The sequence below is a fragment of the Psychrobacter sp. Marseille-P5312 genome (assembly GCF_900291405.1).
Lineage (GTDB): Bacteria > Pseudomonadota > Gammaproteobacteria > Pseudomonadales > Moraxellaceae > Psychrobacter > Psychrobacter celer.
Genome location: NZ_OLML01000001.1, coordinates 67,623 through 94,152, shown reverse-complemented (window position 1 = coordinate 94,152; position 26,530 = coordinate 67,623). Strand labels below are relative to the sequence as shown.

Below are 26,530 nucleotides of genomic sequence, written 5' to 3'. Positions count from 1 at the left end.
GAGTACAGCCGATACGTTTGATTTACACGCCCTCAGCGTTAATTGGTCAAAATCGCGGCATCTGTTTTGTCGAGTTTGTCTTGTGTCAGCGGATTGGACTCAATGACCTGTACGGGTAGGTAACGCAGCTGGAGTTTTATCGGCAGATAATCAGGGAAGTTTTTTGCCATATCTTGGGTGATGCGGGTTTCTATTTGCTGCACGTCATAAGCGCTCGGTGTCGTCTCACCGCGGATGACAGCGCGGACCACTTGGTTTTGCTCAGTGCTATCAAACTGAGTGTTGGTCAGCACGTTGCCTTTATCAATAAAATAGCGATTGATGGCTTCCTTGACACTGCTTTCAAACACTTGCTGCTTGGCGTTGGTTTGTAGGTTGATGGTTAGATAGGTACCGAGGCCGCCTAACAATAACAACGTCACCGCGTTACGCTGCAAAAAAGTCAGGTAGTTGCTGGACTTGTAGTCGTCATCGACCAGTCGCCGAAACCCAAGCACCCACAGCACTAAGGCGTTGGTAAACTGAATCGCAATGATGTTGGTCACTGCCAGTAACAGCGCGCCAAAGCCTAGCTGCATCTCACCATTGGCAAACAAAATCCCGCTGGCGGCCAGTGGTGGTACCAAAGCAGTCGCCACCGCCACCCCAACAACGGCAACCGAAAGATGCGGGGATACCATGGCATAAGCGCCGGCTGTGCCACCTGCTAAGGCAATCATCAAATCCATAGAAGTTGGCTGCGTACGCGATAAAATCTCGGCGGTGAGAGGTTGGTCTTTGTGCAGCCAGCCGACGATGAAACCAACTATCAACACCAAAGTAATGCCCAAAAGTACCGTAATCAGCGATTTACGCAGCAGCGGCATCCGGTGGTCGATAATGGCCAATGCCACGCCCGTGATGGGCCCGAGCATCATAGCCACCAGCATCGCACCAATCACCACCGCAGCTGAGTTGGTCACCAGCCCATAGCTGGCAATGATGGCTGAGAGAATATTCATGATAAAATACATCCTGCTGGGCAGGGCGTTGGCCTCTATCTTTACCCGTACCTCAGGATAGTCGACTTTTTGGTTGCTAAACTGCTCCGCTGCAAACTGCTTATAAGACTCTAGTTTGGCTTCTTTTTCTTCTTTTATCTCATCTTCTTGCTGGTCGCTATCATCTGTTGCTGGCTTGTCTGTTGTTTTGCTCGCTTTTAGCTGCTCTGCGTCGGTAGTTTTGGTTTGTTGCTCAGCATTCTCTGGGTTTTGCTGCTCCTCCTTTACTTCGCTGTTATCGTGTCCTTGGTCATTTTCTTTATCATATTCTTGGTCAGGGGCATTAGTATCTGTCTGTTGCTGAGATACGGGTGTAGAGGCTTGCTCGGCTGTTTGTGTCGGCGTTTGCTCAGCATCAGCATCAGGGTTTAAAGGCTCTGATTCTGAGGTTGGCTGGTCGTTTGCTGATGGTGCATCGGGGTCCGTGGTCTCTAAGGTCGCAACGACGACATCAGGTGCGATGGACTCCATGCTAATCTTAGACTCAGGAGGTTTGGCACATGCTATATCGTCATCGTTATCACATCTACTGTTATCAGTGCTATTTTCTATTTCGGCATCATCAGTGACAGTAGGTTCGACATCAGTGTCTGTCTTGGTCGTTGGCGTCTCTAAGCTTTCATCGGTGCGAGATGGTGCCGTTGTATCAGCGGTGTGGCTGGATGAGTGGTGGGCTTTTTGTTTATCAACAGACGTCATAATAGGTAGCTTTCTATCAAAAAAAGACACTCGTTATTGTAATGATAAATGGCCGCAGATGTGTGGGTTTTTTGCGAGTCGTCATCGAGCAGCATCCGAGCAGGCAGCACCGAAGGTAGTAATGGGTGGTTATTTAGCGCAACACGGTTGATGGCTATGAACTACGGACGGCGGACTCAGTCAGAGACGCGGCAATAGGAAAAATCGGTAGTATGAAAATGATGTAGCAATAATGATAAAGAGGTTTATTATAAAAACCTTAATAATAGCAAGGTCTTTGCCCGTTGTTACTTGCTATAACTGGCCTGAAGGTTTGCGAGAAATACTTACTTTTTTTGTGGATTTAGTGTATAAAGGAGTTATACCCACAAAAAAAGTAAGGAGTAATTCATGAATTGGCCATTATTCTCTGTTATTTACTCAATCGCTGCGACCGTGACAGTCGGTGTCTTTATCATTGGTGCTTTGGTGACAGGTTTTAATCAAATTCCGCATGTACAAATCGCGGTCGTCGCCGGTCTTTTGCTCTCTATTCCTGCAGGTTTGTTTTTTACCAAAAAAGTCGGCAGCATCACGGGTAATGAGGAAGGCTATAATACGTAATCGCATCTTAGCTGAATGGGTGACTTTCTGTTTTTGGATTTGCACCAAACCTATACCTAACCACTGCTTTACGCCTCTTGTTTTATATACGCCAAAAAAAAGACCTTGCAAGCAAGGTCTTTTTTTTGGCGTATACAATACCAGTTAAACAGTTATTTTAACTCGACGGTTGCGCCATTTTCGATATTGGCATATACCTCGAGCACATCCCAGTTGGTCAAACGCACACAGCCTGCTGATGCTTGACGGCTGATGCCTTCAGGCTTTGGTGAGCCATGTAGACCATATGATGGCTTAGACAGACCCATCCATACGACGCCGACTGGGTTGTTTGGGCCTGGTGGCAGCATGTGTACTTTTTTCTGCGAGCCTTTACCGACAGTCGCTTTATACCAAGGCATCTTGACCTTATTGATGATTTTGAAGGTACCTTGTGGAGACGGGGTGGCGTCACTACCTACGGTGGTAGGATAAGTGGCTACAAGCTTGTCACCATTATAAGCATACAGTGTTTTGTCGGCTTTGTTGGCGACCACGCGGTTGATACGTTGGTTGAGAGGGTCGCGGGTATTTAGGACAGTGATGGTCTCGCCTGCTTTGTAGGTTTTGTTTTTATTGAGTTTGTCCAAGTAGCGAATGTCCATATGAAAGCGCTCAGCCAGCATCTCTTTGATGTCTTGGTAGTATAGGCCCTTCATTTTTGACTTGGCTTCTGAGCCTGCAGGTGTAGTGGCAAAGTTGGTTTTGATGTCGTCATCAGTCAGTGTATAAGTCACCAGTACCGGCTTATTGGCGGGGATGTTTTTGGTTAAGGCATTCCACGTTTTTTGATCCATCCTGCCGGTGGCGGGCAAGCCTTTCATGGTTTGAAAGTTGGTCAATGCTTTTTTGCTGTTCATGCCCCAGCCACCATCGATAGGACCAGGAGAGGCATGGTTCCAATCTAGCAGTGCCTGCATTTTTATCGTCATCGCTGAGTTGACTTTCATGTTCGGCGACCAAACGGCGTTGTTGACTTGTTTGGCATAGCTTGACAAGTTTAGCGTGGTATAGCGCTTACCGTTTTTGTCTTCGATGCTTTTGATGGTAGGGTCGTCGCTGAAGTCTTGGCGTTTTTCGTTGTCTGGTAGCTCAAAAGACAACGGGTCAGAGGAGTCGATAGCATCGATATTGCTGGGCGCAGCAACGGCTTGGCCTTCACTGATGTCATCTGTGCGCTCAGACTGCTCATCCTTTAAAGTCAGCTCGGCGGCACTCATATTATCAGCCGTGTTTGCCTTGGGGGCGGCATCTGAGGCTTGTTTTGAGTCAATCAGCTGCGTCATGCTATCGCTTGAGGCGGATTTGTTTGGCTTGACGCTGGACGTCGCCTCAGTCGCACGCGGCTCAATCGCGTGACTCCGGTTTTCTTGCACATCAAGACTGACTTTTTGGGCAAGACTTGGTAGGGTCTCAGCCGTACGTACTGGCAATGTGCGTGCGGTCTCATCGGGCGCGGCAAACGCGCTAACACTGGTGCTAATGATAGCGATTGAGATAGCAGTAATAAGTGGCTTTTTTTTCATCATATGACATTACTTGTGGTTGCTACTAATGGGGTTATTATGCGCATAATTGTGGCGCTTCGCAAACTTTTGATACATGTTTTTCTATCTTAAGACGTTTAAACGTCAACTGCTGACGTATTCACTACAGTTGGGCAATAATATAGTGAAAATGTGTAGACGGCCAAGTAAGCTGCTGAGGCAATCTGATACATAAAAGTAAATAGAAACAAAGATAAATGTGACAGTATAAATGCAAGTATTGGCGCAAGTTACGGTTTGCGTCTATAATGGTAAACGAGATTTTTATTTAGTAGATCGGCTTTTATTATCAGGCGATTTAATCCATCCGCATGCTATCCGTGAGCATGCAATCAGCAAGGTGCGATATGTCAGAAGAGCAAACAATGAGCGCAGAAGCGTTTCAAAATCAGTACTTCAATGAAGAGGGCGCGCAGGTCGCAGAAGGTGATATGGCGTATGATTTAGAGACCGGTCTGCTCGGTGAGCATGAGCAATTTGCCAACTTACATGCTGAGCTTGCAGAAGCACGTGAGCAGCTTGTGAGTATTCGTGATTTTATCCGTTTTTCGGTCACCCAGCTGCGCAATTATGATGTGGTCGTCGCTCAAGGCACCACGGATGAGTTTGCCGAAGCCTCTGCTATCGTTTTACATTCTTTGTCTTTGGACTGGTCGGCCAATGAGCAGATCCTCGATTGTCGCCTGACGTCTTCAGAAAAGCAGCTGGTGCTGAGCTTATTAGAAGAGCGTATCGCTGAGCGCAAACCGCTGAGCTACTTAATCAACTTATCGTACTTTTGTGATTTACCGTTTTATGTCGATGAGCGCGTGCTCATCCCGCGCTCGCCCATCGCCGAGCTGATTCGCCAGCAGTTTCATCCGTACTTTGAGGTCAATGAGCTGGCCAAACCGCTCGGCGTCGATGTCAATGAGCAAACCTCGGTATTTTATGACCATGGTTTGGACGTCAAACAGCTATCACAGCCTGAGCGTATCTTAGACCTATGTACAGGCTCTGGCTGTATTGCCATTGCGCTTGCGACCCGTTTTGTCGATGCGCTGGTCGATGCAGTTGATATCGATAAAGGGGCGCTAGAGGTGGCGATGGTCAACGTTGATCATCATGACCTTGGTCATCAAATCAATGTCATTGAGTCAGATTTGTTTGCCAAGATACCTGCTGAAAACCAATACGAGCTAATCGTCACCAATCCGCCGTACGTCGATGCTGCCATCATGGCTGATTTGCCGCCTGAGTTTTTATATGAGCCTGAGCATGCATTGGCAGCGGGTCAAGACGGTTTGGACTTGGTACATCGTATCTTATTTGAAGCGCCAGATTATTTGAGCCCTGAAGGCTTGCTGGTCTGCGAGGTGGGCGATAGTGAATGGGCGCTAAAGCAAGCCTATCCTGATATCAGTTTTGACTGGTTAAAATTTGCTCGTGGTGGTCATGGAGTGTTTGCCATGACTTATGATGAGCTGGTGGCAAACCGCGAGCTGTTTGCCGCTTATGTGCAGTTATTGGATAGCGCGCAGTAGTCGTATGTAGGCGGTGCTGTTAGATGACAAATAAAAGCGGCGACCATGCGTTAATACCTCAATAGGATAGTGCGCAATAGATTTTACGGATTTAAGGACAGATATGGCAGGCAATAGTATTGGGCAGGTTTTTACCGTCACGACGTGCGGTGAGTCACATGGCGCCGGATTGATGGCCATTGTCGATGGCGTGCCACCTGGTTTGGCACTGTCGGCAGAGGATTTGCAGGTAGATCTGGATCGCCGCAAGCCCGGCACCTCTAAATACTCAACCCAGCGCCGTGAGGCTGATGAAGTCGAGATCCTCTCAGGCGTCTTTGAAGGTAAGACCACAGGCACTTCAATCGGGCTGCTGATTCGAAATACCAATCAAAAATCCAAAGATTATAGCGATATCAAAGATACCTTTCGCCCCGGTCATGCCGACTATACATATAGTATGAAGTACGGTTTTCGCGATTATCGCGGTGGTGGACGCTCGTCAGCGCGTGAGACGGCGATGCGTGTGGCCGCAGGCGCTATCGCTAAGAAGTATCTGTCTGAGCGCTTAGGTATACAGATTCATGGGCATGTGACCCAGATTGGTAATGAGTACAGCCAAGTCACTGATCCAAGCCAAATTGATTGGGACTTTGTCAATAGCAATCCGTTTTTTACGGCGGATAAAGACGCTATTGGTCGGTTTGAGGCTTTGATAGACAGTCTGCGCCGCGAAGGAAGCAGCTGCGGTGCGCGTCTAGAAGTGATCGCCAGTGGGGTGCCTGTGGGTCTGGGCGAGCCGGTATTTGACCGTCTGGATGCGGATATCGCTCACGCCATGATGAGTATCAATGCGGTCAAAGGGGTGGAGATTGGCGATGGTATGGCGGTAGCAGGGCAGTTCGGTCATCGCTCTCGTGATGAGCTGACGCCAGAGGGTTTTACGGCCAATCATGCTGGTGGTGTTTTGGGCGGTATTTCATCAGGACAAGATATCCGCGTGAGCATCGCCCTCAAGCCAACTTCTAGTATCACCACGGCTGGCAAGAGCATCAATACCCAAGGCGAAGCTGTCGACATGCTGACCAAAGGTCGTCATGATCCTTGCGTTGGAGTACGTGCCACCCCGATCGCCGAGGCGATGCTAGCGATTGTGTTACTCGATCATTATCTGCGCCACCGTGGTCAAAACGCCGATGTCGAGCCGCCGGTCTCCTCAATTACGTAATATCGTGAGATAGCATCAGTTATCTAGCGTATCAGCCCTTTAGCGTCTTTAGTGTGCCATGACTAAAAATACTAAAGGGCTTTTTTGTGAGTGGTCAATCAGTTACGCTGCCAGCGGATAGGTATCAATCGCCACGCACTGCTGATGCCGAAATATCAATAGTAGCTGCTGACTGGGTATGGCAAGCCAATGACCAAACGCGATACTATCTATCCCTTGGCCGGATAAAGTCTGAGCACAGCACTGACGGCTTTGCCCCACTAAGTTTTTGACAATAGACGGATGCATTGATAACTGTGGCATGCGGTCTCCACTCCTAAGATAAGTGATGAATGTGTATAACGTCATCGTAAGACAAGCGAGTAGAAATCCTGTGCAGTTCTGATGAAAAATCGATGAATTGGTATAACGGGTGTGTTTTAAGCCAGCGGTAAGGTAATGCGTACGCTGACACCAGCGTTTGGACTTTTGTCATGTCTAGCAAAGGCTTGCTCTGTGCCGATATTACTGATCTTCACATGACCGCCATGGTGTTCGATCACTTGCCTGACTAAGGTGAGGCCCAGACCCGTGCCTTTTTTAAGCGCTGTATTAGCCTGATCAGGCGCGGTCTGATTGGTTTGATCGGGTACTTGATAGGTTGAGGAAAGGGTCTGCAGGCTTTGATGCGAGAGACTAAAATAGCGATCAAACGCTTTAGAGAGGGCGTATTCGGGCAGTGGTTTGCCATCATTAAAGATATCAATGGTCACGGTTTTGTCGCTACTATCGTGAGAGTGGCTATACACAGTAAGGGTGACCTCAGTGTTGGCAAAATAAATGGCATTATCTAACACATTTTGTAGCGCTTGTACCAGCCAAAACGGATCAGCAAAGACATGCGGGTTTGTCAACGCATTGGCCTGTATTGGAGCCTCGGCGATAACCAAGTCAGTCACGCATTTATCCTCACTATAAATATTGATAGGTGGTAGGTTTTGCTGTTGTAGTTTGGCGCTGTTGTTTCTTGTGAGGGTTTGCAATACTGGCAGTAGCGCTGTCAGTTGCCGATTGAGCTTAAAGGTAGGTTGCTCGACCTTGGCCAGTAGTAATAAACGATCAATCAGCTGCTGCATTTTGATGCTTTGTTCAGCGACCGAGTGGTTTAACATCTGCCGATCTTCTGCATCTAGTTGCTCATCTTCTAATAGCTCACTACTAGCACGAATGGCGGTTAGCGGGCTTTTGAGCTCGTGAGTCAGGGTATGGACATAGTCGGTGACATAGGCGCGGTTTTCTAACCGATGTTTCATAGACTCGATCGTATCTGTCAAGCTGTTGAGCTCATGACCGAAATAAAAATAGGGTTTTTTGGTGTCTTCAGCTAAGGCATTGGTGTAGTGCGTGACCAAAGTAATGCTCTGTTTGAGCCACCATGCCACCAGCCCTGCGAGGATAAGAGCGGCAATGCTCATCAGCAGCGCGGTAATGAGCATGCGATTGCGGGTATTATCAAGATACGGCAGCACACTATCGACCGGTTTGCCAACACTGACGACACCGATCACGGCACCTCTGCTATCGATGATAGGCTGCGCTACATACATAATAGAGCTACCACGAGTGCTATCGATATCTGCCGTGCTCCTCGCGCCGTAGCGCCCCTGCAGCGTAAGGTACACATCATTCCAGCGGCTATAGTCCTGACCTTCGGCATTGAGCGGGGTAGGCAAAGAGTCATATATGACCACGCCATTCGCGTCTGTTACATAAACGCGAGAGTTGCTATTGTTTGAGGATTCTTGGGTAGGCTCGAGGGTAGAGTTCGCGCCTGAAGTGTGCTTGAGCGTCGCATCAAGGGTGGCTTGATAAGTATCATCGTACAATTGCCCTGATACCAATGGCAGCTGCAGCGTCGCAGCCAGCAGTTTACTGGTATCTAGCAACGTGTCTTCGATGACTTGTTGGGCGGTGGGTTTGACGTAGCCAAACAGCTGCGTGAAAGCGACCACACCGCAAATGCTTAGCACCAGTGCGACTGCAAGCCAAATCCGAAAAAATATGCTCAAATTTAGCAGGCGTTTCGGACTGCGGGTTTGTTGCGCGGTTCCAATGGGGTGCAGTTTGGCATACCAATTGCTCTGATTAGCAGGTGTTTTGTCAAGGTGACGATGACTCTTATCAGGAGCGTTCATGTCTTTAGCACTTTAGTAATATCATAAATGGAGTATAGCGGATGAGCTAAGCTGGGCATAAAGCATACCCCAAACCGCGATGCGTGTAGATAACATCGCGGCTAGGATTGACGATCGCCAGCTGCTTACGGATGGATTTGATATGACTGTCTATCGTCCGCGCGAGGCGATGATCAGGATAGTCGCTTACCGCATTTAGCAGCTGCTCACGGCTAAAGACTTGGTTGGGCGCTTGTAATAAGGTTAATAAAATCTTACGCTCGGTATTACTCAGCTCCAGTTTTGTATCTTGCCACATCAAAGAGTAATTGAGCGGCTGGTAATGCCAGATGCCAGATTGACACTCAAAGCTCAAGGCTTGCCCTGATAGATGGTGAGCAGGAGTGCTGCTAGATGAAAGGGCAGATACATGCTGATTGGCGTTCTCAGCCGCCTCAGTAACAGTCGCCGTGGCCGCTGATTGCTCAAAGAGCAGCTGCTCACGACGCCAAATGGCTTTTAGGCGTGCGACCAGCTCACGAGGACTAAAAGGCTTGGCGCAGTAGTCATCGCCGCCCATCTCTAGCCCCAAGATACGATCAACCTCATCGCTACGCGCGGTCAAAAAAACCACAGGGATATCTTTTAATCGGCCTATATCAGGTGTATGGCGTATCTGCTGGCAGAGACTGAGCCCATCACCATCGGGCAGCCCAACATCTAGAATAATAGCCGATAAATCTTGCGCCTCATTACTGTGTAGCATCGGCAATACACTACTGGCGTTATCGAGCCACGTCATCTGCCAGCCCTCACGTTTGCAAGTAACTTTGAGCGACATAGCAATCGCCGGATCGTCTTCTACCAGTAAAATATGGGTCATAAACGTAATATCTTTATTAAAGGGTGCCTGCTATATAGGGCACTGGTGATATGAGATTGAAAAATATAAATAAGGCGTCATACAGTAGTGAGCGCAGTGTTTGATATCAGTCGTACTTGCTCTGCAGCAATTGGTATCAGTTGTAGCAGAGTCTATAATTATCGTAGCACAAAAGCGTGACTGGATTTTGTCAGTCAGTGCAAAACACTGTGAAAAATTGATGAAAATAATAGGGATAAAGGCGATACAAACGCCATCTCAGTTCTATATTTGATGCATATTTTATGCTTTATAAAAGGAAACTAGCGATAATGAGTAAGTATCTAGACGTGGTCACCGCCGAGCACAATCCGGCACAAAAAAAGATAGACAGAGCGGTCATTTGGTTACATGGCTTAGGGGCCAGCGGTCATGATTTTGAGCCTGTGGTGCCGCAGCTCGGACTGGCTGACGACATGGCAGTACGGTTTATCTTTCCGCATGCGCCCAAGCGTCCTGTCACGGTCAATGGTGGGATGGTGATGCCGGCTTGGTATGATATCTTGGAGATGAGTCTTGAGCGCAAAGTTGATGTGACACAAATTGAGACATCCGCGCAGCAGATTCGAGATTTGATTGCCCGTGAAATTGAGCGCGGCGTCAAACCTGAACATATCGTTATCGCTGGGTTTTCGCAGGGCGGGGCGGTTGCTTATCATGTGGCGCTCAGTCATCCAGAGCGCTTGGCGGGTCTGATGACGCTCTCTACCTACTTAGCAACCAATGACAATATTGAGTATAGTGCTGCCAATAGAGACCTACCGATTTTGATTGAGCATGGTACGCATGATCCAGTCGTACCTGTGATGCTAGGCGAGCAGGCGCAGCAGTTATTGACGAGCAAAGGCTACAACGTTGAATACCATACTTACCCGATGGCACATCAAGTCTGTATGCCGCAGATTCAAAATATCGGCAAATGGTTAAATAAGGTTTTAGCTTAACTTTTTCTTATAAATATTGCCTTATAAATAGTCTCTTAGCTATTGAAATCAGGTGAGTTGACCCTATATAGTAAGTAGAGTAATTAAGACAGACAGATGGATAAGCTTTAAACGTAATAGCCAACCTGTAAATTAATGTAATAACTAACGGTTATAGGTTGAGTCAAAGCTTAAGTTAGTCTAGAATACTCAGTCTTATTGGGGATGTTCTGGCTTCGACGCTGGTGATGAAACTCAATGATGCATGTCGAGAGTGTATGTCCTCTCGTTAATCAAACATATATTGTTATAGTCGCAAACGACGAAACTTACGCTCTAGCAGCTTAAACCCTGCTTACTGCGCTGCCGATTACCTATAGTTGGTTAGCCCAGTTGAAGCGTCCGCATATAGGTTCGCCACAAGTGATTGTCTCAATCGCTTGGGTTCAAAAGTAGAGAATCGTCCAATCCATCCTGACTGTCGGATCGGTGCGGATTAAAACTAAAGACAGAAACTAAACATGTAGATTCATGAGCGTAATGCTGGCGGACGCGGGTTCAACTCCCGCCATCTCCACCAAATATTTTAAAGAAAGTCAGTCACTTAGGTGGCTGGCTTTTTTTATGACGTAGCTTTGACGTAAATTGTTTTTTCAGTACGTCAATCCGTATTCAATTTAGATACTTCAATCTTGTTCTGGTCACCATGCAGCCAACGCCCATACCGCTTAATAAGCATCTGCAAGCTATGGCCCAATTGGTTTGCTACAAATACCGGATTAACATCAGACATCAGCAGCATTGTGGCATAAGTGTGTCTGGCATTATATGCTGGCCGACGCCTTACCCTTGTCGCCTTCATTGCTTCAATCAGCCGCATGCGGGCAGGCTTTTCATTATAAAATGGCTGGCTGGTCTCTGGGCATATCATCACATAGTCATCGCTGAGCTTCATAGCCTCTAGTGCCTCAAATGCACGCTTCGAGCGGTCATTCAAATATACTTCGCGCGCTGTATGGGTCTTGGTGACTTGCTTCTCAACGCCGCGCACACGGCTTTTATTAATGATAACTGACTCATTAAACCAGTCGATATCTTTCCATCTTAAAGCGTATAGCTCGCTGGGGCGACATCCAGTCCAAAACGCGACTTCAAAATACCAATAATAAAAATGGTCCTTATCTGTCAAATTCTTATCCAGCCAATTTAATAGGGCATTCATCTCATCGCGCGTAAATGGGTCCGGTAACCCAGATTGCACCTTTTTATTCTTGATCATCGACATTGGATTTTCTGCAGGCGTGATCAATCGCAGCTCAATAGCTTTATCAAATACGCCTCGAAGTGGCACCAGACAGTTATTAAATGTCTTATCAGATTTAAATCCAATATCAGAGATGATGTCGCGTATCAGGTCGGATGTTATGTCATGAATAGGTATCAATGCCATGCGCGGCATCCAGTGCTTATTTAGCGCGCTGATATAGTCTTTTTTAGAGTCGGTGTTCGCTTCGCAATGCTTTAAGTATTTTTGTGCAATTTCTTGGAAAAGTACGCCATCTTCTACAACAACACTATTATCATTTACCCATTCGCCTCTGGCGGCGGCGAGGTCTGCTTCAGTCAGCACACCCCACTCCGCTTTAGTGATTAAATCGCGTCTAATTCTAACCGCTGCACTGATACCCGCTGCAGTGACTGGGTGCGGGAGTGTGACTTGATACCTGGCACCGTTTCGTGCAAAGTGGATTTGGATACTCCCTGATCTAAGCCGCACGCCTTGCGGTAACGTATGTTTGCTTGTTTTGTCATCCACTGGTTATATCCTCTTATTGAGTAATATAGGTTACCACTCTGCTTCATCCAAACAACGTTTTCTGGCCACTCTCGCTTACGATGAGTAAGCTTTTGCTCGGCAATGCCAGTTAGAGCAGCAAACTGCTTGGCATCTACCCAGTCGAGCGGGGTTAGGCCCATCTGATGGAGTAGATTTAAAGTATCGTTATCCATGACTTACTCCTTGTTTAAAGTGTGAGTTCGGCTCAAGAGCATCAATTAAATAAACAAAACGCCAAATTTTGCCTGTTGAGTCCATATAACTGTCGTCGTCATAATCAACAATAACTTTTCGATTTATAGCAAACTCAGCAAAGCCTTTGGCGTCATCTGGGGATTTATTGCTGACACTGCATATCGCTCCATAGCCTTCATCTAGCCATTGCTGTACTTCAGGTTTCGGTATTGGGTGTTCATCCATCAAAACCGCGTGATGCTCTTCGTCTGTAGTATCAGCAGTTCGGCAGCTGGTCATGATATACATAAGGTTTTTATTGCCATTGAATGTAAATATATTAGTAATGCCATCCACAGGTTTTGAGCTGTAAAAGCGTACTGGCACGTCTTTCACCTTGTAATGCTTACCGATGATTTTGCCTATCTTGCCTAAGTTCTTTAAATAATTACCATTGAGCAATACGTTCTTGTCTTTTTCTTGCTTGATGTCCTCAACGTAACCTGCGACAGCGCGCTTAACATCTGGGTACTTACCATCAATTAAACCTCTGAATTTTCTAAAATCTTCGTCTTTAGCGCAAACAAGCTCGCCAGTTGAGACTTCTAAGTGAATATGGTATTTGGTTTTAATGGCGTCTTTGATACAGCGACGGTTAATGATGTAAGAAAAGTCATCGCCTTGATAGTCTTCACAGACGATCCAACGCAATAGCTGATGACCGTCAGTAGAGTAGGCCAACACTTTGTTATCGCCACCGACGAAGTAAACGCCTTCTAGGTAATATCTAACATCTGATTTTGCTGCTGCGCATAACATAGCTTTTAGATAAGCTGTTTTTAATTCGATTAGATCCACGGTATATTCCTTTTTGCGTTCATTTGCGTTCATTTAAGCCATGTTAAAAGAAACACTTGCTTCAACATCAAACTCAGTTTGGCATTCGCGGCAAGTGGCTGTTACTACTTCGCCATCCATAACTAAGTCTTGGCAGGTATAACCGCCGCCGCACTCAGGACAATTTGCATCACCCATAATTACCTCCGCCCTTCAAAATGATTTTGACAGTCAAAGCACCGGGTAACACCACCAATGGCGCGCCGCTTGCTTGGTATTTCTTCACCGCATGATATGCACTCAGGAAGCGAAGGAATATCGAATACCGGCAAAACCCTAAGACGAGCAGTCATTTCAGCATCTATGCGCTCACCAGCGCGATCAATATCATCAGCCATCTTGTTTACTCTCCACGTTACTGCCACAGATAGGGCAGGTATTTGCTGGCACGTCCATGTTTAGCTCAGTTTCGAGCAGTTCAAGCGCCAACGCTTCCATTTCTTGCGGGGATTTATAGTCGTTCACAGCGATAATCCTTTTTGGTTCTTTTTGTCTGTTGGGATTTGACGTAATCTCTGACCAGGGCATTAAGTGACTCGGTCAACATAATGGCTTTGTTTAAATCAGGATTGTCAGTATTAGCAGGATTGGTGTGGTTAATCGTGACGCTTATCGTCTCACGCACGCACACCAGGTTTTCGATATCGACATTATCCACATCACCATCCGCAAACACGATCATAAAACCATCAGGCACCTTTTTGCTGTGGTGCCGTTCCCAAACAAACCGATGCAACGATTGCCATTCCGATTTACTGATCTTTATGTTCAAAAACTTACCATGGCGGCTTATATGGCCAATTGGTTTGCGGTTACGTATTAAGTCATCCATCCAAAGCCCTTGGCGTCTGCAGTAACCGTTCATCTGAGTAACAGAGATGGCTTTGCCAAACCGCTCGTTAAACTTTGCTGTCAACTCACCGCGGGGCGTGTTGGCCTGATGTTTGGCTATCCACTGCAACTCATCGCCATTGTTTATCATGGTGCGGATAACTCTTTTTAGGCCCATGCGCTTGGTGTAGCTTCGAACTTGCTCTGTGTTTAAGTTAAGACCAAACTCAGCATTTAGCATGGCTGCTAGTTTGGCGCGGGTGATATGAGCTTGGTGCTTTACCATGAAGTCATGCTGCGCTGGCGTGACACTCCATCTTTTGCTACTCATTACGATCACCGTTTCTGCTTTGTAGCGCTTTACTTGGCGTGCCGACACTTAGTATCTCATCACTAACGTGCACTTCCGCGCCTGTTTGATGAGCAAACTTGCCAGCATCCAAGCTCAACCGATAGATATCAACGACTTGTTTGCTGACCGCGGTTAGCTGGCGTGTCTGCTCATTGATGGCTTTTAACTCTTCGCTTGAAGGGCTGTCGGACATAATGTTGTCCATCTGCATATCAAGGTTTTTTAAGAGCTTGTTTAAAGTATGGCTGCTCATTAATCTCTCCCATAAGCATTAGAGATAAAAAGATTGGCATGACGAGCGGTAGCTGCTTGCTCAGATGCCTCATAGACTTCTTCGTCAAAGCCATTCATAGGGTCGGTGACATAGTAGTCGTCATCGCTGGCTAGGTAGGCCTTGTGTTCGGCAATCATGGCGTCATGGCCTGCCTGCGAGCGGTCAAATGCTTGGTTGATGTGTTGCGCGCCAGCCGTTGCCGCTGTCATACCAAGTGCTAACAATGTGATGGTGCCGATGCTGGCTAGAAAGTCTTTTATTGAGTTCATAACAGTTGCCTTGCGTCGTTGTGATGAATACAATAATAACCATAGTTATAATTACTGTCAATAACTAAAGTAATTAAACGCCAAAATAGTTATTTATTTATTACTATAGGACTAAAATTCATTGCTTTAAGGGGTTTGATTAAACTGTAAGTAATTGTTAAAACGATATTTTAGGCATAAAAAAACCGCCCATGTAGGACGGTTGTTAGTAGAGTTTTAGAAGAAGAATTTATAATTTAACTTTTTAGCCAGTCGGTAGCGCCTTTTTGGACATTATATGAGTGCCAATTACTTACATCTACTTTTATGACGAACAAGATATCATCATGATCAATGTAATTTAACAAAAAATCTCTAACTTGCTCAGAACCTCGTGCTATCGCCAGTCTCAAGCGTGCTGACGCTGACGCCTATTTATTATTACCAACTCTTAGCCTTAAAAGACCATCGAGAAAACGAAAAACAATACTAGTACGCCTACGATAATCGTTGTCATCGATATTTTGTTTTTGGGTTTTTCTGGTAGCGAAGGCGGGGAAGGCTGGCTTGTTATATCTTTATACTTTTTTAAACTTTGTGGTGATTCAGCCAAATCCTCTAGATTTAGATCAACCCATGCACCATACAAGCCTTTGCTGCCTCCGTATATTTTGCATCTTACAGACAGGGTATCTCTCTCGCCTTCACATAGATGTCGATAGCGAATAGCATCTTGCTTGGATAAATAGCCCAGCGTTCCATAGGTAGAAACGACAGCTACTGCGTTCTTGTCATAAGGGTTGTTTGGTTCGTACGTTAAATCTACATCAATAAAAGCAGACTCTCCCTTTCTGAAGGCATTAGGTTCGTTGAAGCTCTTTCTGAGAGCATCTTGATAGTTAGACTCTCCTACAATTGGAGTATTGAACTCATAGCCAAAGTGCCAGTCTGTCATTTGTAAAATCCCTTTATTAATAAAATCCTTGGTTATTCTGCATTTACGTCCGTATTTTCATCACGATTGCGGCGTTTAATTGGGAAGTTGTCCATATCATAAACTGGAATCATGACCAGGCCGCCAAATTCTTTAGCTGCTAATTTCACTTCATCAACAGTTAAATTTAGCGCTTCGTTATTGTCTGCCGCTTCATTAATTTTAGCTATCAACTGGTTTATCGGTAATTTACTATTATCCATCACATCAACCTCTTGTTATTAGTATTCGACATACTTACCCACGACTTTACCTACCAAACTGCATTCACCCATCGGCACCATTCTTTGCTCAGGCCAGTTAGGATTAAGCGGTCTTAGGTACATATCATCTGACGTTTCGCCTAGTACTAGCTGCTTAAACGTCGCTTCCTTATCATCATTGCATTGTACGATGACAAGATCGCTATCTTTGAGTGCAAGAAATCCTGTTTGTGGTTCAACATAAATAACTTCACCAGGCTTAAACTCTGGCAGCATGCTTTGCCCTTGTACGCGTAATGCAAAACCAAGTTTAGACAGGTTAGGGGGCTTTGGTGCTTCACCAATAGCGTCCTCAAACGTCACGGGCTCTACATTAGACCAACTACCCGCGGCGACCCAGCTCAATATAGGAACCATGCCTGAGCCACTAGACATTCTTGCATTTGTAGTGCCGTCTGGTACCGGATGGTTTTCACCTCCACTGCCACTGCGACCCTCTATATCCTTTATCTTCTGCATTAGATCGTCATGGCTTGGCTTTGACGTGTTTTCGCCTTCTCCGTACATCAACCAATCGACGTTAGTTTCTAGAACTTTAGCGAGCTCATTGATATATGTAGTCCGCTTTGTAAGCCCTTTTTCTATCTTGTAATAACTTGGCTGAGACATACCTGTGGCATCTGCAACATCTTGTTGCGACAGGTTTAGCCTATCTCTAGCCAGCTTAACCCTCTCTGCTAACGTGCTCATTATGATTCTCCAGTTATTACGATAATTCTAATAACCTAGGTTATCAATGTAAAATGCTTAAAGTTATTGATTTATAATAACTAAAGTTATATTATTAAGGCACAAATATACCCAAGGTAATAAAAATGAAACCTAACAATCCTTATGAAGCCTTAGTCAGCTATTTCGGAAATCAGCATAAGACGGCTGAAGCATTGGGATGTAGTCAGCCTGGTGTATGGAAATGGGTTCAAGGCAAGGCCAATATGTCAGCTGCTTTGGCATTAAAGGCAGAGCGTATAACAAACGGTGAGTTCAAGGCTGTAGACCTTTGCCCTGCATTAGCCTCACTCGAAGCCACTGATTAAATACTACAACCAACCACTTATCAACAAAACGTTTTTATAAATAGGTAGGACACGATGGACGTAATCGACGCAGCACACAAGACGGTACATAACCCTAAGCATGGCGGCTCAACAGCCATTGCCGCGCGCATGGGTATGTCAAGCACTGTATTAAACAATAAAGTTAATCCAAACACTGACACTCATCATCTACGTTTGGATGAAGCAATCACAATTATGGAATACACCAACGACACCAGCATCATCCAAGCCATGGCTCACCGCTTAGGCGGCATATTTACGCGTGTAGATGAAGAGGCGACGCAGGCAAGCATCATCATGACCGCGCTATCTACATCTGCATGCCAGGGTGACATCATGAGTGAGATGCAGCAAGCGCTAGAAGACGGCCGCATTGATTGCAAAGAGCATGACGCGCTACAGACAAAGATTCAAGACGCCATGGTCGCACTGCGCACACTCAGCGTTCAAATCGCCAATCACTGTGAGGGGAAATGATATGTGTAATGCCACTATCAATAAATGCAAAACCTGTCATTTAAGAGAAGTAACAGAAGTGACTGGCGATGATGCAGACATCAAACGTGAGTTTGACCGTATTGATAAGGCGCGTCCACTTGCCAGCATCATCAATATCAATATCAGATTGATAAAAGCTTATGAGAAGTTCGAGAAAATAGCCGAAGATCTCGATGTCAGTATCGAAGATATTATCAACGCGCAAACAAAAACCCCATCAGCGGGAACTGACGGGGTTTAGGTGTTTCTGAAATACAAACAATTGATAAAGGAATACTACTATGAATATCCAAACTTTGCAAACAAATAATAAAAAACGTATGTCTAGCCGTGAAATGGCAGACCTATGCAACAAGCCTCATGACAATGTATTAAAGCTAATACGCTCTTTGGTCGAAAAGGGTATCGTAAAAAATACGACACCCCATCAGTACACGCATGAGCAAAACGGCCAGCAATACACTCACTTTTTATCAGACCAGCGAGACAGCCTTGTAATTGTCGCTCGCTTATCACCTGAGTTTACCGCTGCAGTTATTGACCGCTGGCAAGAGCTAGAAGCGCAAGCCAGCGCACCAGTCATCCCTTCCACCTTATCTGAAGCATTACGCCTTGCCGCTGATCAGGCTGAGCTTATCGAGAATCAGCAGTCACGCTTAGCACTTACTGAGCCTAAAGCTGCAGCATTGGATGTTATCGACTGCGCCATGGGTAGCTTAAACGTTCGAGATACTGCCAAAGCGCTTGGTATTCCACAAAACAAGTTTGTTAATTGGTGCCTGGGCCATGATTGGATGTACCGCGACAAGCGCAACAAGCTAAAGATGAGCAGCATTCGCATGAAGCAAGGCTTTATGGAAGAGCGCGCAGTAACGTATCGAGGCAACAGCAACGAGCGAGTCGCAACCACTCAGCCGCTATTCACGCCAAAGGGCCTTACGCATCTCGCTAAGACTTTTGCCATCGTTCATGAGGTGGCCTAATGCATTTCTATAACTTCAACATTGCTGATTTTAACAACTCAACACGCCACCTATCGTTACCTGAGCGTGCTATCTATCGTGACTTGATAGATATGTACTATCACAACGAACAAGCCATCGATTCGTCAGATATGAATAAGCTGGCACGTCGTCTGCTATGTACTACGCCTGAATATCTTGAAATGCTCGAATACATCCTTGATGAATATTTTGTCAAACGTGGCAAGCGTCATCATCATCACCGTATCGATAAAGAGCTTAAGAATTACAAATTCAAAAACGGTAACACCGATAGTAACGGCAAGCGTAACGCTGTAACGAATGATGTAACGCAAACTGTAACGCCAAGTAACGATGGGTGTAACGTTACGTGTAACGATGATGATGCGCCCATGACAGCTGCAGAACGTACTCGCAAGTCTCGTCAAGACAAGCGCAATATGATTAACGACCTTGCTGATATAGGCGTATCTGTCGATAAGGGTATTGGTACTGCTGCTTTAAGGGAATTACATGCTAAGCATATCGATGCTATCAAGCAGTGTCACGCTAGTAACGTTGCAAACGATGTAACGCAAACTGTAACGCCAAGTAACGATGACTGTAACGCTGGTAACGCCAAAAACGCTGCTATAACTAAGAACCATGAACCAGAAACCAATAACCATAAACCATTAGAGAGAGAGGCGCACACACACGCGGGCGAGGCGGTTGTGGATAATTCTAATCATGGCTCTGTGGATAACTCTACTGACAACAATCAATCATCAGCCAACCAGCCAGCACCAGTTGCACCAGCACACCCAACTCAGTCAACAGCTAATCAGCAACCGACCACGGCTGAATTAATCCGCAGTCAACACGCAGAAAGCATCGAAAACTGGGAGGCTCCAACCATTGACCAGATGCGCGGTGAGTTATTCAAAGCGGGCAAGATGATACAGCTGACCGATGATCAGTATCAGTTTGAGGTCTCAGCATTCAAAGGTCATTACGCTGAGCAAGCGCTCAAAGGCAATCCACTGATCACAGAGTCTTATCGCAAAGTTAAGCTCGTAAAGTGGCTGATACGCGAAGCAAACAATCAAAAAGCCGATCAAGCGCGTCAGGAAAAAGCAAAGGGCCGTTTTAATATCGACAATGAAGATTGGAGTAACAGCGCTGGCAAGCCGTCTAACGGTTATGACAGCGACTTACCTGATGTGTTTCATCCAAGCCATAGCCAGCCAGTACAGGCCAAGATAGACCCAAGCAAGTGCTGCATATTTAACGGTCTACGCAAAGAGCCGCTGCCAAACATGGATGTCGCTGCAACATACGAGCATATCAAGCAACAGAGGATGCCAGGCGAGTCAGCAGATGAAACCTATGACAGAGTGTTAAACCAGTTGCAGGAGGCGGTATGAGTGGTTTCATGACTAATTTTGAAATCAAGCTCAAAGCATTACGTTACATTGCTGCCAGTTACCCCTGCTGGGTTAGCCGTAAGGAGCTGTCAGGAATACTAAATGGCACAATCAGAACACACCAGAGAACGCTACAGGAGTTGGTTAGGTTGGGTTATTTGGAGTGTGATAGGAGTAATCCAGTAGGGTATCGACTGATCAAAGGTAAGTTTAAGGAGTTTCAGGGTTTATGAAAAACATCTACAACAACAAGCAGATACAAAAACAGGAATGGATTAAGACCAATACTGTTGTCATCACATACACAGACGGCACTAAAGAAACCATGAGCCGCCAGACGTTTAATCAAATTATTAAGGGCTGAATAATGATCTTAATCGGTATCGATACAGGCGTCAAAACAGGATTTGCTCATAGCATCGACGGTGTACTGCAAGAGGTGTCTACTCAAAGCATTCTAAGCGCCCAAGATAAGGTCCTAGCGATTAGAGATGAGGCGGCGCAGTCAGACGTTGATTTGGTCGTCTGCATCGAGGATGTCCGCAAGCGCACATGGGTGGATGACAGTATAGGCCGTGAGCGTATTAAAGGCGTTGGGTCTGTCACACGCGATTGCAGCATCTGGCAAGAGTTTTGTGAGCGTAACGGTCTTCGCCATATTTTAGTTGCACCCGCTAATATTGACACCAAGCGCAATGCCAAAGACTTCAAGATGATCACTGGCTGGGCGGGTCGCACATCTGGGCATGGCCGTGACGCTGGCATGATGATTTATAAATACCACAGACTAATTAATAAAGGTGTGGTCGACGTGCCAGCGCCAAAGCCGATTAAAACTAAAAAGGGGAAGTAGCTATGGACTGGAAATATTGGCCAGAGTGTTTTCATGCGCTGCTAGCGATGATTTATAACGTGGTATTGGTGTTGGCTGTGTCATTCACTGTGCTTGAGCTATATAAGCTATCAGGCGCGCTTTTATCGTTACTTGGGTTCGTAGCGCTGTTGATGGTTATGAAGCCCGGGTTTAAACGGGATTAATTGATAAGGGGTTTTTATGAAAAGTGTTGATGTGGTGGGTAGCACGTGGATTGATATCGATGGTATGGAGGTGAAGGTTAAAAACGTTAATGCTTGTATCGTTTACTTTGAGTGGCTCAATAATCCGTTGTTTGATTCAGACATTGCCAATGACCGTATGAGCATCACTGGGTTTGAGGCGCGTTTTAAGCGAAAGCCAGCAACCGCCAAGACCTTTAATCCACTACCATCAGCCACGCTACCACCCAAAGCCGTGCAGATACTCACCGAAGCAGTTGAAGTTATGGCAGAGCGTGGCAAGTCCTACGATAAGTCAGGCGGTCAGGCTGAGCGGTCAATGCCAAAAATTGTTGCGATGTTTAACGCGCTAACAGGGCATGAATTGACACCAGAGCAGGGCTGGAAGTTTATGGCATGCCTTAAGCTCGCCCGCTCAGAACAAGGCGAACATCGTGAAGATAACTACTTAGATGGCGCTGCTTACTTTGCGCTGGCAGGTGAAGAAGCTGGGGAGAATGCCAAGTGAGTGATATTACGGTTGGTAGCGAGTGGATTGATGATAGCGATGGCGATGTTTTAAAAATACTTGTCGTTGATGGGGTTTTGCTCAGAGCTGAATCAAAGAACAATGGTCTTTGTACGGTATTAGCGTTTGATTTGCTGCGTAATTACAGGCCAATGAGTAGAGGTGATTTCTTGAAACAACAAGATAAAGAAGGCCTGAATATATCACCAGCAATGATTAGAGGTATACACCCTTATAGCTTTAGGTCTGGCGAATGGGCGACGATTGTGGGCTTGGTTATGTGTGGTAAGGACTATCCGGGCGGTCGATTGAATTATATGGTGATGTTCGATGATGGCAAGGTTGATTATTGGCCAGTATGTGATGAATCAAATCACGAGATTAAAGCGGCTAGCGAGGTGAGCAAGTGACTGATATCGAAATCAAAACCGAATGGGTCGACAAAGCAGGCGAGGTAATGGAAGTGCTGCATGTCGATTATGATAAAGGCGAACTTAAGTTTAAATGGCTTAACAATCCAAACCGCAAAAAAGAAAGGGTTATATCTATCGATAAGTTCCTCCGTTACGCTGTGCCAGTTGTTCGAGCGCAGGAAGTGTTAGATAAGCCTGAGCCGGCAAAAGAAAAACATAAGCCTGGTCAGTATGCCTACGCACTGATTGACGAGCTGCATAACAGCTTTGGCCAATCACCAAACCTGCAGCTATCAAATCAAGACTGGCTTGAGCAAGGCATGCACGCCAAGACCGTTAAATTCAATATTGGACAAGGTGGATTACCGCCAGAAGTAAACTGGGAAGACCACTGCGCTGCTATTGCAATGATTGATGACGCGCCAGCCAAGGCGCTGGCAAGTATATTGCTGTGGGGCAGTGATACTAACTGGGATTGGTCACGTCATTTCGATGAAGTCGTGCAGTATCTGGCAGCCAATATGATTGAGCGCTGCAATAAAAATAAGCGCGCTGCACCGCAGGCATGTACTCACAGTCTGCCTGAGCTGGCACGACTGATGGCGCGCATGGTACTGCATTTTGAGTTGTATGAGCTTTGGGATGTATATACAGTCAAAGGTCGGTTGCAGTTCTCAGGCATAAAGATTAATGCAAGCACCTATACTAATGCATGGCTAACCTACCAGCGACAGATGACGCACGACCTTTTTGATATGGTCGGCAAGGTTGATTGTTCGGTCGCTCATTATCGTAAGCAATTAAAGTTTTCGAATGCAGAGTAAGATTGAGTGAAACGATAGATAGCTTGACCCATGCCGCCCGAATAGGGTAGTATTTGTCATACTGGCTTAAGTAGTAGGTAAGGCCAGTTAAACCAAAAGACGACAGCTTAATTGCTCTCGTCTTTTTTTATGCCTGATTGGTTTAGCCACGGTCAGCACATGCCAGCGAGATACTAGGCAGCAGATGGCAACTGCGAATTGAATGAGAGCTGCCGTTATTTAATAATCATTGCATGTGATGATTGATAAGTAACAGTGGCGATGTTGCGTGCCTGTAGCTCAGTGGTTAGAGCAGAAGACTCATAATCTTTTGGTCGTAGGTTCGAATCCTGCCGGGCGCACTATCACTTACCCACGTTAGAAATAGCGTGGGCTTTTTTATGCCTAACGTTTGGTAAGGTGTGATACCCATGAGATATGAATGCACAAACGAGACGCTGTATATCAAATATCGCACAGGCGAAGCGCTAGAGTATAGACAATCAAACCTAAGACTGCTTATAGATAGAGCTAATAACGGCAACAGCGAGGCCAAGAAGTATATGGCTTTGATTGAGCCTGATAATAAGAAATGGAAGCCGAAGCTATGCCGTCCACACCATGCCGCCAATACCGCTGCCCAAACCTAGTTAAACGTAAAGACAAAGGATACTGTGATGAACATGCAGACCAGCGCAGCAACTGGACCAAGCGCCCAGACCGCAGCGGTAGCACAACCAAGCGCGGTTACGGACACGCTTGGCGTAAGCTTCGCGCGCAAGTACTTAATCGTGATGGTCATCTGTGCATGGCTTGCAAGCGCGCAGGCAGATACGTGCCAGCCACCGACGTTGATCACATAATCAATAAGGCGAGCGGCGGTACCGACGAGCTCAGCAACCTACAGTCGCTTTGTCGTAAGTGCCATAGATCAAAGACAGCTAACGAGTAAAGGGGGAGGGTGGGTAAATTGTTCAGCCGGAAGCCCCGAATGACCGCCCCCTTAAGTACATTTTTACGCGCGTTTAATTAAAAGTTTAGCCTATTGACTAAGATAAGGAATTTGTGATATGGGAGGTTTGGCAGCGGTACCGGGTCGAGGTCGCAAGCCGGACCCGAAAAAATCTAAAGGCAAAAATATCAACGTTCCAGAATTTAGTAATGTGACTGATATTGACCCGCCCGATTATATGGACGGCCTAGAGTTTGCGCCGATGATTTGGCGGTCCATCGTTCCTGAATTACTTGAGAACGAGCTGCTAAAAATTACCGATATGCACAACGTCGAAGTATTTTGCATGGCATATGAAACCTATCGGAAGTGTCAGTCAGAGATTGCTTTTAGCGGGGTCACATTAAATACCGCAGCTGGCAGTGTGATAAAAAATCCAGCATTGACAGCACTCAATGAAGCGGTAAGACAGATGGCAACTTTTGGTAGTTTGCTGGGCCTAGATCCTTCCTCTCGCCAACGCTTAACTGGCGCTGGCAATAAAGAACAAACAAACCCATTTGCAGGTGTCCTTAATATGTAACTGATGCTCAAGCGAGATATATATGGCTGATTATCCTAATGTTGATATCGCCAACAAATGGGCACGGTCGGTTGTTAAGGGCAAGGTACCAGCGTGTAAGTGGGTGGTTTTGGCTTGTAAGCGCCACTTGGACGACTTAAAAGCGTCAAAAAAACGCAACTATCCATATAAATTTGATCCAAAAGCTGCCGAAAAAAAAATTCTTTTTGTTGAATTGCTACCTCATACGAAAGGTGAGTGGGCCTTAAAGCGCTTAAAAATTCAGCTTGAGCCGTGGCAAAAATTCGGTATCGCGGTCACGTTCGGTTGGGTGCGTAAAAAAGATGGCTTCAGACGCTTTCGAGAATCATATTGGGAGGTGCCACGTAAGAATGGTAAGTCTGCTATTGCTGCTGGCGTCGCTCTTAATATGTTTGCCAACGATGGCGAGTTTGGTAGTGAGGTTTATTCAGGCGCCACAACGGAGAAGCAGGCTTGGGAGGTGTTCAAACCTGCTCGCCTGATGGTCTTGCGCTCGCCTGACTTAGTCGCAGCAACCGGCATACAAATTAATGCAGCCAGTCTTGAGCGCCCGGATGACGGCTCATTGTTTGAGCCTATTATTGGTGATCCGCCAGACGGTCAGTCACCGCATTGCGCTATTGTCGATGAGTATCATGAGCATCCTGATAGTCGTCTTTATGACACAATGCAAACGGGCATGGGCGCGCGCCGACAACCGATGATCTTTGTTATCACGACAGCTGGTCATGATATCGAGGGCCCTTGCTACGAGCTACGCAGTCGTGTGCAAGACATGCTACTTGGCAATGTGCCAGATGATGAATTGTTTGGTTGGATGTGGACCATAGATGAAGGCGATGATTGGACAGACCCAAGCGTATTGATCAAAGCTAACCCGAATTATGATGTCTCTGTATATGCTGACTCTTTGAAATCTCAGCAGACTAAGGCGATTAATTACGCCAGCCGTCAAAACTCTTTTAAAACCAAGCATCTAAACGTCTGGGTATCTGCTAAATCAGCGTTTTTCAATATGGAACACTGGCGCGAGTGTGCTGATGACACCCTAAGCATTGATGATTTTTCAACCACGCCTTGTGTGATGCCGATTGACTTGGCATCAAAGATTGATATTGCTGCGCGCATCAACCTGTTTTATCGACACGAAGATGATGGCAAGCTTCATTACTACTGCATATCGCCGTGGTTTTATTTACCTGAAGATACGGTTTATAAAGGTGATGAAAAGCAAGCGGTCGAGCGGTACCAGAAGTGGATGAACCAAGGCCTGCTTGAAGTACATGATGGCGCTGAAAACGATCTAAATGCCATCGCTGAAGATTTGGTTGTTGATGCTGGGAACTTCCCGCTCACTGAAGTGCCTTATGATGAATGGGGTGGTTTCCAAGTCGCCGCTACTATTGAGGCTGCAGGTTATGATGCGGTAAAGATACCTAAGACAGTAAAATCTTTTTCTCCAGCTATGCGTGAGCTAGAAGCAGCCATGAAAGGTGGGCGGTTTCATCATGACGGGCATCCGGTGCTGTCTTGGATGATTGGCAACGTGGTATCGCGTGAAGATGCCAATGGTAACGTATTCCCACGGAAAGAGACTAACTACAAAAAAATCGATGGTGCTGTTGCTCTGTTAATGGGTATCAGCCGCGCCATGGTGCTGGCAGGTGATGGCGGCGGTGATAATGGCTTTTACGATGACCCAATCATGATTGGCGTTTAATAT

The 26,530-nt window shown here is 46.1% G+C and carries 36 protein-coding genes, 1 tRNA gene and 1 other RNA gene; 21 read left to right on the top strand and 17 right to left on the bottom strand.

Annotation, left to right across the window (positions count from 1 at the left end; all coding sequences use genetic code 11):
• Positions 1 to 38 precede the first annotated feature (38 nt).
• Positions 39 to 1,739, bottom strand: coding sequence for a TIGR00341 family protein (locus C6W44_RS00465; RefSeq protein WP_105243792.1), 1,701 nt, complete (start codon positions 1,737 to 1,739; stop codon positions 39 to 41).
• A 390-nt stretch (positions 1,740 to 2,129) separates the two neighbouring features.
• Here C6W44_RS00465 and C6W44_RS00460 point away from each other — a divergent pair, with 390 nt between their 5' ends.
• Positions 2,130 to 2,342 (top strand): hypothetical protein, encoded by a 213-nt coding sequence (locus C6W44_RS00460; RefSeq protein ID WP_105243791.1) that lies wholly within the window; start codon positions 2,130 to 2,132, stop codon positions 2,340 to 2,342.
• A 152-nt stretch (positions 2,343 to 2,494) separates the two neighbouring features.
• Here C6W44_RS00460 and C6W44_RS00455 read toward each other — a convergent pair whose 3' ends face one another.
• Entirely contained in the window at positions 2,495 to 3,907 is a 1,413-nt protein-coding gene (locus tag C6W44_RS00455) for a L,D-transpeptidase family protein (protein WP_413772325.1), read from the bottom strand.
• Between the two features lie 368 nt (positions 3,908 to 4,275).
• On the opposite strand from C6W44_RS00455, the gene prmB reads away from it, so the two are divergent.
• Together prmB and aroC are read left to right on the top strand one after the other, a co-directional pair.
• Positions 4,276 to 5,451, top strand: a complete 1,176-nt coding sequence (prmB, locus tag C6W44_RS00450) for a 50S ribosomal protein L3 N(5)-glutamine methyltransferase (RefSeq protein WP_105243790.1) — start codon at positions 4,276 to 4,278, stop codon at positions 5,449 to 5,451.
• A gap of 103 nt (positions 5,452 to 5,554) precedes the next feature.
• On the top strand, positions 5,555 to 6,658 hold the full coding sequence (gene aroC, locus C6W44_RS00445) for a chorismate synthase (protein WP_105243789.1): 1,104 nt from the start codon (positions 5,555 to 5,557) through the stop codon (positions 6,656 to 6,658).
• Between the two features lie 102 nt (positions 6,659 to 6,760).
• Here aroC and C6W44_RS00440 read toward each other — a convergent pair whose 3' ends face one another.
• The 3 genes from C6W44_RS00440 to C6W44_RS00430 form a co-directional block, all read right to left on the bottom strand.
• The gene (locus tag C6W44_RS00440; protein ID WP_105243788.1) at positions 6,761 to 6,961 is read right to left on the bottom strand and encodes a hypothetical protein; all 201 of its coding nucleotides are present in this window, start codon (positions 6,959 to 6,961) and stop codon (positions 6,761 to 6,763) included.
• 116 nt (positions 6,962 to 7,077) lie between these two features.
• Positions 7,078 to 8,832 (bottom strand): two-component system sensor histidine kinase CreC, encoded by a 1,755-nt coding sequence (gene creC, locus C6W44_RS00435; RefSeq protein ID WP_105243787.1) that lies wholly within the window; start codon positions 8,830 to 8,832, stop codon positions 7,078 to 7,080.
• Positions 8,833 to 8,878: 46 nt separating this feature from the next.
• Positions 8,879 to 9,694 (bottom strand): response regulator, encoded by an 816-nt coding sequence (locus C6W44_RS00430; protein WP_105243786.1) that lies wholly within the window; start codon positions 9,692 to 9,694, stop codon positions 8,879 to 8,881.
• Between the two features lie 311 nt (positions 9,695 to 10,005).
• Between C6W44_RS00430 and C6W44_RS00425 the strand changes: the two genes are divergently transcribed.
• Both C6W44_RS00425 and ssrA read left to right on the top strand, forming a co-directional pair.
• Complete coding sequence (locus tag C6W44_RS00425) at positions 10,006 to 10,677, top strand: alpha/beta hydrolase (RefSeq protein ID WP_105243785.1); 672 nt, start codon at positions 10,006 to 10,008, stop codon at positions 10,675 to 10,677.
• A 200-nt stretch (positions 10,678 to 10,877) separates the two neighbouring features.
• Positions 10,878 to 11,236: a transfer-messenger RNA gene (ssrA, locus tag C6W44_RS00420) on the top strand.
• Between the two features lie 81 nt (positions 11,237 to 11,317).
• On the opposite strand, the gene C6W44_RS00415 is transcribed toward ssrA, so the two are convergent.
• The 12 genes from C6W44_RS00415 to C6W44_RS00375 all read right to left on the bottom strand — a co-directional run bounded on the left by C6W44_RS00415 (position 11,318) and on the right by C6W44_RS00375 (position 17,216).
• A complete protein-coding gene (locus tag C6W44_RS00415; protein ID WP_227526454.1) occupies positions 11,318 to 12,412 on the bottom strand; it encodes a tyrosine-type recombinase/integrase in 1,095 nt (364 codons plus the stop codon).
• Positions 12,307 to 12,666 carry an excisionase family protein gene (locus C6W44_RS13530; RefSeq protein WP_227526491.1) on the bottom strand — a complete coding sequence of 120 codons (360 nt, stop codon included), beginning with the start codon at positions 12,664 to 12,666 and terminating at the stop codon, positions 12,307 to 12,309. The genes C6W44_RS00415 and C6W44_RS13530 overlap by 106 nt, the downstream gene beginning before the upstream one ends.
• Complete coding sequence (locus C6W44_RS00410; protein WP_105243783.1) at positions 12,659 to 13,558, bottom strand: hypothetical protein; 900 nt, start codon at positions 13,556 to 13,558, stop codon at positions 12,659 to 12,661. Before C6W44_RS00410 ends, C6W44_RS13530 begins: the two co-directional genes overlap by 8 nt.
• A complete protein-coding gene (locus tag C6W44_RS13345; protein WP_158676682.1) occupies positions 13,559 to 13,702 on the bottom strand; it encodes a hypothetical protein in 144 nt (47 codons plus the stop codon).
• A 2-nt stretch (positions 13,703 to 13,704) separates the two neighbouring features.
• Complete coding sequence (locus C6W44_RS00405; RefSeq protein WP_227526453.1) at positions 13,705 to 13,857, bottom strand: TraR/DksA C4-type zinc finger protein; 153 nt, start codon at positions 13,855 to 13,857, stop codon at positions 13,705 to 13,707.
• A gap of 37 nt (positions 13,858 to 13,894) precedes the next feature.
• Complete coding sequence (locus C6W44_RS13630; RefSeq protein ID WP_256713745.1) at positions 13,895 to 14,029, bottom strand: hypothetical protein; 135 nt, start codon at positions 14,027 to 14,029, stop codon at positions 13,895 to 13,897.
• On the bottom strand, positions 14,016 to 14,726 hold the full coding sequence (locus C6W44_RS00400; protein ID WP_105243781.1) for an HNH endonuclease signature motif containing protein: 711 nt from the start codon (positions 14,724 to 14,726) through the stop codon (positions 14,016 to 14,018). Before C6W44_RS00400 ends, C6W44_RS13630 begins: the two co-directional genes overlap by 14 nt.
• Positions 14,719 to 15,000: a hypothetical protein gene (locus C6W44_RS00395; RefSeq protein WP_075101696.1), complete on the bottom strand. Its 282-nt coding sequence runs from the start codon at positions 14,998 to 15,000 to the stop codon at positions 14,719 to 14,721. The genes C6W44_RS00400 and C6W44_RS00395 overlap by 8 nt, the downstream gene beginning before the upstream one ends.
• Positions 15,000 to 15,290: a hypothetical protein gene (locus tag C6W44_RS00390; protein WP_105243780.1), complete on the bottom strand. Its 291-nt coding sequence runs from the start codon at positions 15,288 to 15,290 to the stop codon at positions 15,000 to 15,002. The genes C6W44_RS00395 and C6W44_RS00390 overlap by 1 nt, the downstream gene beginning before the upstream one ends.
• Positions 15,291 to 15,726: 436 nt before the next feature.
• Positions 15,727 to 16,224, bottom strand: a complete 498-nt coding sequence (locus tag C6W44_RS00385; protein WP_105243779.1) for an HIRAN domain-containing protein — start codon at positions 16,222 to 16,224, stop codon at positions 15,727 to 15,729.
• A 32-nt stretch (positions 16,225 to 16,256) separates the two neighbouring features.
• Positions 16,257 to 16,466, bottom strand: coding sequence for a hypothetical protein (locus C6W44_RS00380; RefSeq protein ID WP_105243778.1), 210 nt, complete (start codon positions 16,464 to 16,466; stop codon positions 16,257 to 16,259).
• Between the two features lie 18 nt (positions 16,467 to 16,484).
• Positions 16,485 to 17,216 carry a LexA family protein gene (locus C6W44_RS00375; protein ID WP_105243777.1) on the bottom strand — a complete coding sequence of 244 codons (732 nt, stop codon included), beginning with the start codon at positions 17,214 to 17,216 and terminating at the stop codon, positions 16,485 to 16,487.
• Positions 17,217 to 17,341: 125 nt separating this feature from the next.
• On the opposite strand from C6W44_RS00375, the gene C6W44_RS00370 reads away from it, so the two are divergent.
• The 16 genes from C6W44_RS00370 (at position 17,342) to C6W44_RS00300 (ending at position 26,527) form a co-directional block, all read left to right on the top strand.
• Complete coding sequence (locus C6W44_RS00370) at positions 17,342 to 17,563, top strand: transcriptional regulator (protein WP_105243776.1); 222 nt, start codon at positions 17,342 to 17,344, stop codon at positions 17,561 to 17,563.
• A gap of 54 nt (positions 17,564 to 17,617) precedes the next feature.
• Positions 17,618 to 18,061 carry a phage regulatory CII family protein gene (locus tag C6W44_RS00365; RefSeq protein ID WP_105243775.1) on the top strand — a complete coding sequence of 148 codons (444 nt, stop codon included), beginning with the start codon at positions 17,618 to 17,620 and terminating at the stop codon, positions 18,059 to 18,061.
• Between the two features lies 1 nt (position 18,062).
• Positions 18,063 to 18,323 carry a hypothetical protein gene (locus C6W44_RS00360; protein ID WP_105243774.1) on the top strand — a complete coding sequence of 87 codons (261 nt, stop codon included), beginning with the start codon at positions 18,063 to 18,065 and terminating at the stop codon, positions 18,321 to 18,323.
• Positions 18,324 to 18,363: 40 nt separating this feature from the next.
• The gene (locus tag C6W44_RS00355; protein ID WP_105243773.1) at positions 18,364 to 19,065 is read left to right on the top strand and encodes a phage antirepressor KilAC domain-containing protein; all 702 of its coding nucleotides are present in this window, start codon (positions 18,364 to 18,366) and stop codon (positions 19,063 to 19,065) included.
• The gene (locus C6W44_RS00350; protein WP_105243772.1) at positions 19,065 to 20,471 is read left to right on the top strand and encodes a YdaU family protein; all 1,407 of its coding nucleotides are present in this window, start codon (positions 19,065 to 19,067) and stop codon (positions 20,469 to 20,471) included. Before C6W44_RS00355 ends, C6W44_RS00350 begins: the two co-directional genes overlap by 1 nt.
• Before the next feature lie 229 nt (positions 20,472 to 20,700).
• Positions 20,701 to 20,835 (top strand): hypothetical protein, encoded by a 135-nt coding sequence (locus C6W44_RS13625; RefSeq protein ID WP_264755602.1) that lies wholly within the window; start codon positions 20,701 to 20,703, stop codon positions 20,833 to 20,835.
• Positions 20,836 to 20,838: 3 nt separating this feature from the next.
• Positions 20,839 to 21,324 carry a hypothetical protein gene (locus tag C6W44_RS00340; RefSeq protein WP_105243771.1) on the top strand — a complete coding sequence of 162 codons (486 nt, stop codon included), beginning with the start codon at positions 20,839 to 20,841 and terminating at the stop codon, positions 21,322 to 21,324.
• Between the two features lie 2 nt (positions 21,325 to 21,326).
• Complete coding sequence (locus C6W44_RS00335) at positions 21,327 to 21,509, top strand: hypothetical protein (protein WP_105243770.1); 183 nt, start codon at positions 21,327 to 21,329, stop codon at positions 21,507 to 21,509.
• A gap of 16 nt (positions 21,510 to 21,525) precedes the next feature.
• Positions 21,526 to 22,035, top strand: a complete 510-nt coding sequence (locus tag C6W44_RS13475; RefSeq protein WP_199774444.1) for a DUF6378 domain-containing protein — start codon at positions 21,526 to 21,528, stop codon at positions 22,033 to 22,035.
• Positions 22,032 to 22,445, top strand: a complete 414-nt coding sequence (locus C6W44_RS00325) for a hypothetical protein (RefSeq protein WP_105243769.1) — start codon at positions 22,032 to 22,034, stop codon at positions 22,443 to 22,445. The genes C6W44_RS13475 and C6W44_RS00325 overlap by 4 nt, the downstream gene beginning before the upstream one ends.
• Positions 22,442 to 23,272: a hypothetical protein gene (locus tag C6W44_RS00320; RefSeq protein ID WP_105243768.1), complete on the top strand. Its 831-nt coding sequence runs from the start codon at positions 22,442 to 22,444 to the stop codon at positions 23,270 to 23,272. Before C6W44_RS00325 ends, C6W44_RS00320 begins: the two co-directional genes overlap by 4 nt.
• 268 nt (positions 23,273 to 23,540) lie before the next feature.
• Positions 23,541 to 23,613: transfer RNA gene (locus C6W44_RS00315), tRNA-Ile, on the top strand.
• Between the two features lie 69 nt (positions 23,614 to 23,682).
• A complete protein-coding gene (locus C6W44_RS13340) occupies positions 23,683 to 23,901 on the top strand; it encodes a hypothetical protein (protein ID WP_158676681.1) in 219 nt (72 codons plus the stop codon).
• Positions 23,859 to 24,203, top strand: coding sequence for an HNH endonuclease (locus C6W44_RS00310; protein ID WP_105246329.1), 345 nt, complete (start codon positions 23,859 to 23,861; stop codon positions 24,201 to 24,203). The genes C6W44_RS13340 and C6W44_RS00310 overlap by 43 nt, the downstream gene beginning before the upstream one ends.
• 118 nt (positions 24,204 to 24,321) lie before the next feature.
• Positions 24,322 to 24,786, top strand: coding sequence for a phage terminase small subunit P27 family (locus tag C6W44_RS00305; protein WP_105243767.1), 465 nt, complete (start codon positions 24,322 to 24,324; stop codon positions 24,784 to 24,786).
• A gap of 22 nt (positions 24,787 to 24,808) precedes the next feature.
• On the top strand, positions 24,809 to 26,527 hold the full coding sequence (locus C6W44_RS00300) for a terminase large subunit (RefSeq protein WP_105243766.1): 1,719 nt from the start codon (positions 24,809 to 24,811) through the stop codon (positions 26,525 to 26,527).
• Positions 26,528 to 26,530 lie beyond the last annotated feature (3 nt).